This window comes from Micromonospora sp. NBC_01412 (assembly GCF_045040215.1).
GTDB lineage: Bacteria > Actinomycetota > Actinomycetes > Mycobacteriales > Micromonosporaceae > Micromonospora > Micromonospora rubida.
This window is the reverse complement of sequence record NZ_CP109528.1, coordinates 7875639-7887355: the sequence shown is the minus strand read 5'-3', so window position 1 is coordinate 7887355 and position 11717 is coordinate 7875639. Positions and strand designations below refer to the sequence as shown.

At 75.4% G+C, this 11717-nt stretch carries 1 pseudogene; it reads left to right on the top strand.

The window, feature by feature from the left end:
- Window positions 1–68: 68 nt before the first annotated feature.
- Window positions 69–11708 (top strand): annotated as a pseudogene (locus tag OG617_RS33885) (SDR family NAD(P)-dependent oxidoreductase); the annotation flags it as partial.
- Between the last annotated feature and the right edge of the window lie 9 nt (window positions 11709–11717).

The following is an 11717-nucleotide window of genomic DNA, read 5'->3' as shown; positions in this document are numbered from 1 at the left end:
CCGTCCGCCGTTCCCGTCCCGGCCCGCTACCCGCCCGCAGAAGGTGACGATCACTGATGAACGATGGCAAGCTCCGTGATTACCTGAAGCGGGTCGCGGCGGACCTGCACCACACCCGCAAGCGGCTCGCCGAGGCCGAATCCCGGGACCAGGAACCCGTGGCCATCATCGGCATGGGCTGCCGCTACCCGGGCGGCGTCCGGACGCCCGAGGACCTGTGGCGGATGGTCCTCGGCGGCACCGACGCCGTGGGCGCGTTTCCCGGCGACCGTGGGTGGGACCTGGGGAAGCTGTACGACCCGGATCGGCGGCGCCCGGGCACCACGTACTCCGCCGAGGGCGGTTTCCTGGATGCGGTCGCCGACTTCGACCCCGGCTTCTTCGGCATCTCCCCACGCGAGGCTCTCGCGATGGACCCGCAGCAACGGCTGCTGCTGGAGACCACGTGGGAGGCGTTCGAGCGGGCCGGCATCGACCCGGCCACCCTGCGCGGCAGCGACACCGGCGTCTTCGCGGGCGTCATGTACCAGGACTACGCGCTGCGCCTGAACGAGGTGCCGGACGACGTCCGGGGCTACCTCGGCAACGGCACGTCCGACAGCGTCGCCTCCGGCCGGATCTCCTACACGTTCGGCCTCGAGGGCCCGGCGATCACCGTGGACACCGCGTGCTCCTCGTCCCTGATCGCCATCCATCTGGCCGCGCACGCGCTGCGCCGCCAGGAGTGTTCGCTGGCGCTCGCCGGTGGCGCCATGGTCATGTCGACCCCGGTGCCGTTCGTCGAGATGAGCCGGCAGGGTGGCCTCGCCGGCGACGGCCGGTGCAAGTCGTTCGCCGACGAGGCGGACGGCACCGGCTGGGGCGAGGGCGTCGGCATGATACTGCTGGAGCGTCTTTCCGACGCCCGGCGCCATGGCCACCCGGTGCTCGCCGTGGTCCGCGGCAGCGCCGTCAACTCCGATGGCGCGAGCAGCCGGCTCACCGCGCCCAACGGCCCCGCCCAGCAGCGCGTGATCCGGCGGGCGCTGGCCGACGCCCGGCTGACCGCCGACGCGGTCGACGTCGTCGAGGCGCATGGCACCGGCACGGCGCTCGGCGACCCGATCGAGGCGCAGGCGCTGCTGGCGACGTACGGGAAGGGCCGTCCGCGCGACCGTCCGTTGCTGCTGGGTTCGCTGAAGTCCAACATCGGTCACACGCAGGCCGGCGCCGGCGTCGGCGGCGTCATCAAGATGGTCATGGCCATGCGGCACGGCACGGTGCCGCCCACCCTGCACGCCGAGCACCCCACCTCCCAGGTGGACTGGTCGGCCGGCACGGTACGGCTGGTGACCGACGCCGTGCCGTGGCCCGAGACTGCTCGCCCGCGCCGCGCGGCGGTCTCCTCGTTCGGCATCAGCGGCACCAACGGACACGTCATCGTGGAACAGGCCGAGCCGTTCGAGCCCGAGCCGGTCGAGCCCGCTGAGCCGGTCGAGCCCGCCGGCCGTCCCGTGCCGTGGTTGTTGTCCGCCCGAGACCGCGCAGGGCTGCGCGATCGCGCCCGTGATCTGCGGGACCGGCTCACCGGGGACCCGGGCCTCGACCTCGCCTCGACCGGCCGCGCGCTGGCCACCACCCGCACCGCGTTCGCACACCGCGCGGTCCTGCTCGCCGCCGACCACGCCGGACTGGTCGCCGACCTGAACGCGCTCGCCGGTGACCTGCCGTCGGCGACCCTCGTTCGCGGTGGCGACGTGCGCACCGGCCAGGTCGTCTTCGTGTTTCCCGGGCAGGGTTCGCAGTGGGTGGGGATGGCCAGGGAGTTGCTGGAGGAGTCTCCGGTTTTCGCGGGGCGGATGGCCGAGTGTGGGGTGGCTCTGGCGCCGTTCGTGGACTGGTCGTTGGTTGATGTGGTTCGTGGGAAGGATTTGTGGGATCGGGTTGATGTGGTGCAGCCGGTGCTGTTTGCGGTGATGGTGTCGTTGGCTGCGGTGTGGCGTGCGTACGGGGTGGAGCCGGATGCGGTTGTCGGTCATTCGCAGGGTGAGATCGCGGCTGCGGTGGTGGCGGGCGGCCTGTCCCTGGCCGACGGGGCCATGGTCGTCGCGTTGCGCAGCCGGGCGTTGCGCGCCCTCGCGGGTGCGGGAGCGATGGCCTCGGTGCAGCTCCCTGCGGCGCGGGTCCGCGAGGAGATCGCCTCCTGGGGCGACCGGCTCTCCGTGGCGGCCGTCAACGGCCCGGCAGCCGTCGTCATCTCCGGTGAGCCCACCGCCGTGGACGAGTTCCTCCACCACGCCGACCGGAGCGACCTACGGGCCCGCCGGATCGACGTCGACTACGCCTCGCACAGCGCCCACGTCGAGCGGATCCGCGACGAGCTGTGCACCGTGCTCGACGGCATCACCCCCCTCGCGGGCGACGTGCCGTTCTACTCCACGGTGACCGGGGCGGTGCTCGACACGAGGACCCTCGACGCCGACTACTGGTACCGCAACCTGCGCGGCACCGTTGAGCTGCAGCCGGCCGTCACCGCCGCCCTGACCGCCGGGCTACGCGCGTTCGTCGAGGTCAGCCCGCATCCGGTGCTCACCGTCGCGGTCGAGGACACCGCCCGCGACGCCGGCCTCGATGCGCTGGTGACCGGCACGCTGCGCCGCGACGACGGCGGGCTCACCCGCTTCCACGGCGCGCTCGGCGAGCTGTGGGCCGCGGGCGTCGGCGTGACGTGGGAACCGGCGTACGCGCACGCCCCGGCCCAGCACGTGGACCTGCCCACCTATCCGTTCCAGCGGCAGCGGTACTGGCTCGAGGACTCCGGCCCGGTGGCGGGGGACGTCGGCTCGGCCGGCCTCACCGCCGTGGGGCACCCGCTGCTCGGGGCGGTCATCATGCTGGCCGACGGGGATTCGCTCGTGCTGACCGGGCGGCTGTCGGCGCGTACCTCACCGTGGCTCGCCGAGCACGACGTCCTCGGGGCCGCGCTGCTGCCCGGCACCGCGTTCCTCGAACTCGCCACCCGCGCCGCCGGGCCGGCCGGCTGCCGCCGGGTGGAGGAACTCACCCTGGAGGCACCGCTGGCGCTGCCCGGATCCGGCGCGGTCGACCTGCAGGTGACCGTCGGCGCGCCCGATGCTGCGGGACACCGCCCGATCGGCGTGTACGCCCGGCCCGCCGACGCCCCGGACGAGCCCTGGACCAGGCACGCCAGCGGCACGCTGTCCCCGGCGGCGTCCACCGCCCCGGACGCCCTGGCCGCGTGGCCGCCCCCCGGCGCGGAACCGATCGACCTCACCGGCCTGTACGAGCGCTTCGCGTCGGGAGGCTTCGTCTACGGCCCGGCGTTCCAGGGACTGCGCGCGGCCTGGCGACTCGGCGACGACGTCTACGCCGAGGCCGTCCTGCCCGCGGACCGGCACGCCGAGGCGGTGCTGCACGGCATGCACCCCGCCCTGCTCGACGCCGCCCTGCACGTCACCGGACTGTCGGGTGACGACACCGGCCGGATGCCGTTCGCCTGGACCGGTGCGACCCTGTACGCCGGCGGCGCGACGACGCTGCGGGCCCGGGTGGCACCCGCCGGCGAGAACGCCGTGTCGGTGCAGGCCTGGGACGCCGCCGGCCAGCCGGTCGCCGCCATCGACGCCCTGCTGCTACGCCCGTCGCCCGCCACCGGGCAGTCCCCGCCCGGACCGGGACGGTCGCTGTTCCGGTTGGACTGGACGCCCGTACCGGTTGTTGGTGTCCCGGCCGGCGGGGACGAGCCCGTCGTGCTCGGCAGCGAACGCCATCCCGGCCTCACCGCGTTGCGCGCCTCCCTCGACTCCGGTGCTGCCGCACCCCGCCTGGTCGTCCTGCCGATGCCGACCTCCGAGGAGGGCGGCCCGGCCGCTGTCCACCGGGCCGTGCACCGCGCCGCCGCGCTGCTGCGCGAGTGGCTCGCCGACGAGCGGCTCGCCGGCTCCCGACTGGTGCTCGGCACCCGGGGCGCGGTCGCCGTGACGCCCGGCGAGGACATCACCGATCTCCCGCAGAGCGCCGTCTGGGGGCTGGTCCGCTCGGCCCAGTCCGAGCACCCCGGCCGGTTCGTGCTGGCCGACGCGGACGACCCGGCCAGCCTCACCGCGCTCACCGCGGTCCTGACCGCCACGGAGGAGGACCAGCTTGCCGTACGCGGCGGTCGCGTCAGCGCCGCCCGCCTGGCGCGGGCGACCGGCTCCCCGACCACGGACCCGTTCGCCGACCCCGGCGGCACGGTACTGATCACCGGCGGTACCGGCGTGATCGGCTCCCGCGTCGCGCGGCACCTCGCCGCCCGGGGCGCCCGCCACCTGCTGCTCACGAGCCGCAGCGGCCCCGGCGCGCCCGGCGCCGCGACCCTCGCCGAGGAACTCGCCGCCCTCGGCGCCCACTGCAGGGTCGTCGCCTGCGACGTCGCCGACCGGGAGGCGCTGCGGCAGCTCCTCGACACGGTCCCGGCCGAACATCCGCTGACCGCCGTCGTGCACGCCGCCGGCACCCTCGACGACGGCGTCATCACCTCGCTCACCGACGAGCGGATCGACGCCGTGCTGCGGCCCAAGGTGGCTGCCGCGCTGCACCTGCACGAGCTCACGGCCAGCCAGGACCTGCGCGCGTTCGTGCTGTTCTCCTCGGCGGCGGGCGTGTTCGGCGGCCCGGGCCAGGGCAACTACGCCGCGGCGAACGCCTTCCTGGACGCGCTCGCCCAGCACCGCCGGGCCCGGGGCCTGGCCGGGCAGTCGATCGCCTGGACGCTGTGGGAGCAGCGCAGCGCGATGACCGGTCACCTCGACGCCGACGACGCGCGCCGCATCGCGCGCTCCGGCATGCCGGCGCTCACCGACCAGCAGGGCCTTGAGCTGTTCGACGCCGCCACGGCCATCCGCGAGCCGTCGCTGGTCGCGATGCTGCTCGACGTCGCGGCGCTGCGGGCGCGCCCAGACACCGAACCGGTTCCGAGGCTGCTGCACGGGCTGGTCCGTCCGGCCGCGCGGCGCGCCGCGGCGGGGCCGCTCGCCGGTGAACCCAACGGAACCCCGGCCGGCCGGTTCGCCGGCCTGCCCCCGGCCGACCGGCGCCGGGCACTGCGGGAACTGGTACGTACCCAGGTCGCGGCGGTCCTCGGGCACGCCTCGGCGGACGCGGTCGAACCCACCCGCGCGTTCCGCGACCTTGGTTTCGACTCCCTCGCGGCCGTGGACCTGCGCAACCGCCTCAACGTCGCCACCGGCCTGCGGCTGCCCGCCACGCTGGTCTTCGACCACCCGACCCCGGAGGCGCTGGCCGCCCTGCTCGACACCCGGCTGACCGGCGACCCGGACCGGAGCACCGCCGTCCCCGCCCTCCCCGCCGGCGCTCCGACCAGGGCAGACGAGCCGATCGCCATCGTGGCGATGGGCTGCCGGTTCCCCGGCGGCGCCGACTCGCCGGAACAGTTGTGGGACCTGGTCGCCAGCGGCACCGACGCGATCTCCGAGTTCCCCACCGACCGTGGGTGGGACGTCGGGTCGCTGTACGACCCCGACAACGGGGGCCCCGGCACCTCGTACGTCAGGGAGGGCGGCTTCCTCCACGACGCCGCCGAGTTCGACGCCGGCTTCTTCGGCATCTCGCCGCGGGAGGCCCTGGCCATGGACCCGCAGCAGCGGCTGCTGCTGGAGACCACCTGGGAGGTCTTCGAACGCGCCGGAATCGACCCGGACACGCTGCGCGGCAGCCGCACCGGCGTGTTCACCGGCGTCATGCACCACGACTACGCCGTACGCCTGCTCGGCGACGTGCCGGAGGAGATCGAGGGCTTTCTCGGCTCGGGCAACTCCGCGAGCGTCGCCTCCGGGCGCCTGTCCTACGTCTTCGGGCTGGAAGGCCCTGCGGTCACCGTGGACACCGCCTGCTCGTCGTCGCTGGTCGCGCTGCACCTGGCGGTCAGGTCCCTGCGCTCCGGGGAGTGCGACCTGGCGTTCGCGGGCGGCGTGACGGTGATGAACAGTCCGGAACTGTTCGTGGTGTTCAGCCGCCAGCGGGGGCTCGCCGCCGATGGCCGCTGCAAGCCGTTCGCGGGCGCCGCCGACGGCACCGGCTTCGGCGAGGGCGTCGGCATGCTCCTGGTCGAGCGGCTGTCCGACGCGGTGGCGAACGGGCACCCGGTCCTGGCGGTGGTACGGGGCTCGGCGGTGAACTCCGACGGCGCGTCGAACGGCCTGACGGCGCCCAACGGGCCCGCGCAGCAGCGGGTGATCCGGGCGGCACTGGCGGACGCGGGGCTGAGTGCCGCCGAGGTGGATGTGGTCGAGGCGCACGGCACCGGGACGCGGCTGGGCGATCCGATCGAGGCGCAGGCGCTGATCGCGACGTACGGGCAGGATCGCCCGGCGGACCGGCCGCTGTGGATCGGATCGTTGAAGTCGAACGTCGGCCACACGTCCGCCGCCGCAGGGGTCGGTGGCGTCATCAAGATGGTGCAGGCGTTGCGCGCCGGGGTGATGCCGCGGACGCTGCACGTCGACGAGCCGTCGCCGCAGGTGGACTGGTCGTCGGGCCAGGTTCGGCTGCTCACGCGGGCCCGGGAGTGGGCGTCGGCCGGTCCGCGTCGGGCGGGCGTCTCGGCGTTCGGGATGAGCGGCACCAACGCGCACGTCGTGCTGGAGCAGGCCGCCGAACCGGCCGCGTCGCCGCCGAATGCCGGCGAGCATCCCGTCGCGTGGGTGCTGTCCGCCCGTACGCCCGAAGCCCTGTGCGCCCAGGCCGAGCGACTCGCCCGGCACCTCGGCGCCGACCCGGCACCGCACATCGCCGACGTCGGCCTGTCGCTCGCCCTGCACCGGGCCCGGCACCCGCACCGCGCCGTCCTCGCCGGTGACCGCGAGGAGCTGATGGAGGGACTGCGGGCGCTCGCCGCCGGAAACCCCTCGGCGGCGAGGGCGCAGGGCGTCGCCGGACCCGTGGGCCGTACCGTGTTCGTCTTCCCCGGGCAGGGCGCGCAGTGGGCCGGCATGGGACTGGACCTGCTTGACACGAACGCCGTCTTCGCGGACACGATGGCGGCCTGCGAACGCGCCTTCGCGCCGTACGGAGACTGGTCCGTCCTGGAGGTGCTGAAGGACGCCGCGGCCCTGGAACGGGTGGATCGGGTCCAGCCCGCCCTCTTCGCCGTCATGGTCTCGCTCGCCGCGACCTGGCGCTCGTACGGGGTGGAACCCGACGCCGTCGTCGGCCACTCGCAGGGCGAGATCGCCGCTGCGGTGGTGGCCGGCGCGCTCTCGCTGGCCGACGGCGCGAAGGTCGTGGCGCTGCGCAGCCGGCTGGTGCGTACCCTCGCCGGTACGGGCGCCATGGCCTCGGTCGCGCTGCCCGCCGACGACGTCCGGACCCTGTTGGAGAACCGGCCCGGCGGGATCGCGATCGCCGCGATCAACGGCCCGCGCGCCACCGTCGTGGCCGGTGCCCCCGACGCCGTGGCGGACCTGGTCGACCGCTGTGAACGCGACGGCATCCGCGCCCGCCGCATCGAGGTGGACTACGCCTCGCACTCCGCGCAGGTCGACGCGCTGCGCGACGAACTGATCGAGGCCCTCGCCACCGTCACCCCGGGCACCGCCCGGGTGCCGATGTACTCCACGCTCGACGCGACGTGGCTGGACGGGCCCGAGCTGACCGCCGGGTACTGGTTCCGCAACCTGCGCGGTACGGTCGGCTTCGATCCCGCCGTCCGGGCGCTCGCGGACGCCGGCCACACGACGTTCATCGAGGTCAGCCCCCATCCGGTGCTGACCTCCGGGGTCAGCGGGACGCTGGAGGACGCCACCGGTGCGGTCCTGGTGACCGGGTCCCTGCGCCGTGGCGAGGGCGGTCTCGCCCGGCTGCTGCTGTCACTGGGCGAGGCCCACGTGGGTGGAGTCGAGCCTGACTGGGCCGCCGTGTTCGCCGGCACCGGCGCCCGGCGGGTGGACCTCCCCGGGTACCCGTTCGAGCGCACCCGCTACTGGCTGGACGCGACCACCGGCCGGGCGGACGTGGGCTCCGCGGGCCTCGGCGCCACCGGCCACCCGCTCGTGGGTGCCGCGGTGGACCTCGCCGACCCGGGCGGTCATCTGCTGACCGGCCGGCTGTCCCGCGCGGCGACGCCGTGGCTGGCCGAGCACTCCATCTTCGGCGTGACGCTGCTGCCCGGCACCGCGTTCCTCGAGCTGGCCCTGCGCGCCGCCGACGAGGTGGGCTGCGGGCTGGTCGAGGAACTCACCCTCCAGGCCCCGCTGGTGCTGCCCGACAGCGGCACGGTGCGGCTGCAGGTCCGGGTCGACCCCGCCGGCCCGGACGAAGGCCGCACGCTCGGCGTGTACGCCCGCCCGGAGGAGGACCCGGCCGCCGAGTGGACGGCCTACGCCACCGGTACGCTCGCCCCCGCCGCCGGCCCCGACGACAGCACGGTGGCCTGGCCCCCGGCCGGCGCGGAACCGCTCGACATCTCCGCCCTGTACGACCGCTTCGCCGACGCCGGATACGGGTACGGTCCGACGTTCCGAGGTGTCCGGGCAGTCTGGCGCCACGGTGAGGAGATCGTCGCCGAGATCGCCCTGCCGCGGCAGGGCGACGGTGCCGACTACCTGCTGCATCCGGCCCTGCTCGACAGCGCCCTGCAGGTGAGCGCCCTGCTGCCGGGCCGCGACGACCTGGCCCGGCTGCCGTTCTCCTGGGCCGGCGTCACCGCGTACGCGGCCGGTGCCGCCGCCCTGCGGGTCCGCGTCCGGGCGGCCGGCGCCGACGAGGTGTCGCTGGAGGCCCGGGACCTCACCGGCGGCCTCGTCCTCAGGGCGGAGGCCCTGGCGCTGCGCCCCGTCCCGGCGGGTGGTCTGCGCGCGGTCACCGCCGGTGGGGTTCGCCCCCACCGTCTGCTGTGGGCGCCCGAGCCGGCGCCCGGGGGCACGACGGCGGGCGCCGTGGTGCCCGCCGAGCCCGGCTGGCCCGACCTTGCCGCGCTGGGCGCGGGGGAGGCACCCGCCTTCGTGTTCGCCGGCCTCGCCGCCGGTGCCGGTGACGAGCCGCAGGACCGGCTGCGCGCCGCCACGGTCCGGGCCCTCGCCCTGATCCAGGAGTGGCTCGCGGACGAGCGGTTCGCCGGCTCGACGCTCGTGTTCGTGACCCGTGGTGCGATCCGCACCGGGCCCGGTGACCGCGGTCCGGATTGGGCCGACTCCGGCGTCTGGGGCCTCGTCCGGAGTGCCCAGGCCGAACACCCCGACCGGTTCGTGCTCGCCGACGTCGACGACCACCCCGCCTCGCTGAGCGCCCTCGCGGCCGCGCTGCCCACCGGCGGAACCCAGTGGGCCGTCCGGGCGGGTGAGCTGTTCGTGCCCCGGCTGACCGCCGGCGACCCGGACCTGCTCACCGAGCCCGGAGCTGCGGCGTGGCGGGTGGAGGTCGGCGACGGGGACGCGGCCGGCGGGCTCGCGCTGCGATCCGCGCCCGACGCGCTCGCTCCGCTGGGCGAGGGTCAGCTGCGCGTCGCCGTCCGTGCCGCCGGCCTCAACTTCCACGACGTCGTCGTCTCGCTCGGACTCGACCCGGACCAGCCGACCGTGGGCAGCGAGGGCGCCGGCGTCGTGCTGGAGGTCGGCCCGGGTGTCACCGGCCTGGCCCCCGGTGACCGCGTGATGGGCGTCTTCGGCGGCGCGTTCGGCCCCGTCGTCGTCGCCGATCGGGCCACCGTCGCCCGCATCCCGGCGGGCTGGTCGTTCGCCCAGGCCGCCGCCGTGCCGGTCGCCTTCCTCACGGCGTACTACGGGCTGTTCGACCTCGGCGGCCTCCGGCCCGGCCAGGCGGTGCTCGTGCACGCCGCGACCGGCGGCGTCGGGACCGCCGCGGTGCAGCTCGCCCGGCACGCCGGCGCGGAGGTGTTCGGCACCGCGAGCCCCGCGAAACAGGCTGTGCTGCGGGCCATGGGACTCGACGACGCGCACCTCGCCTCGACCCGGACGCTCGAGTTCGCGGAGCACTTCCGCGCGACCACCGGGGGGCGCGGCGTGGATGTCGTGCTCGACTGCCTGGCCCGCGAGTTCGTCGACGCCTCCCTGGGGCTGCTGCCGCGCGGCGGCGCTTTCGTGGAGATGGGCAAGACGGACGTACGCTCCGCCGACGACGTGGCCCGGGACCACCCCGGCGTGCGCTACCGGGCGTTCGACCTGGTCCAGGCCGGCCCGGAGCGCATCGGTCAGCTGCTCACCGAGGTGCTGTCGCTGTTCGAGCGCGGCGTGCTGACGCCGCTGCCGCTGACCTGCTGGGACGTCCGGCAGGCTCCGGAGGCGTTCCGGCATCTCGCGAAGGCCCGGCACATCGGCAAGAACGTGCTGCTCGTGCCGGCCACGGCCGACCCGGGCGGGACGGTCCTGCTGACCGGCGGCACCGGTACCCTCGGCCGCCTCGTCGCCCGGCATCTGGCCGGCGCCCACGGCATGCGGAACCTGCTGCTGCTCAGCCGCCGTGGCCCGCAGGCGCCGGGCGTGGCCGAGCTGGTCGACGAGCTGGCCGGGCTGGGGGCCCGCGCCGACGCGGTCGCCTGCGACGTGACCGATCGCCGCGCCCTGGCCGGGGTGCTGGACAGGATCCCGCCCGACCGCCCGCTCACGGCCGTCGTGCACGCCGCGGGCGCCCTCGACGACGGTGTCGTGGCCTCGCTCACCGCCGACCAGGTGGACCAGGTGTGGGGGCCCAAGGTGGACGCGGCCGTCACCCTGCACGACCTCACCCGGCACCTCGATCTGGCCGCGTTCGTCCTGTTCTCGTCCGGAGCTGCCCTGCTCGGCGGTGCCGGACAGGCCAACTACGCCGCCGCGAACGCCGCGCTCGACGCCCTGGCCGCCGAGCGTCGTGCCCAGGGACTGCCCGCGGTCGCCGTCGGCTGGGGCCTGTGGGAGCAACGCAGCGAGCTGACGGCGCGGGTGACCGGCACCGGGACGAACCGGATGTCGCGTACGGGCCTCGGCGCGCTCAGCACCGCCGAGGGGCTCGCGCTGTTCGACGCTGCCTGGCGCTCGGCCCGGCCGTACGTCTTCGCCGCCCGGCTCGATCCCGCCGCCCTGTCCGGCGCCCGCATCCCGGCCGTGCTCAGCGGCCTGGCCCGGGTGCCGAGGCAGGCCCTGCGCCGGGCGCAGGCCCCGTCCGGCGACGGGGGAGCGTCGCTTGCCGGGCGGCTTGCCGGGCTTGCGCCGGCCGAGGCGCACCGGATCCTGCTGGATCTCGTCCGCGGCAACGCCGCCACGGTCCTCGGACACGCGTCGCCCGACCAGATCCGCCCCGGCCGGCCGTTCAAGGAACTCGGCTTCGACTCGCTGACCGGCGTCGAACTGCGCAACCGGCTCGCGAGCGCGGTGGGCGTGCGGCTGCCGGCCGCTCTGATCTTCGATCACCCCACGCCGGACGCGCTGACCCGCAACATCCTCGGCCGGATCGACGGGGCGGCCCCCACGCCCGCCGCACCGGTGCCGCCGGTGCTCACCGAGCTGAGCCGGCTCGAAGCCAGCATCGATGCCCTGGGGGCCGGGTCAGGCCCGGAACCGGCCCTGCCGCCGGAGCTGGCGGCGCAGCTGCGCCGCCTGCTGTCCAAGGTGGAGTCCCGCGGTGGTGATCCCGGCGCGGACCCGGAACAGGGGATCGAGGCCGCCAGCAACGACGAGCTGTTCGACCTCATCGACAAGGAGCTGGGCATCTCATGAGCCCCGTGA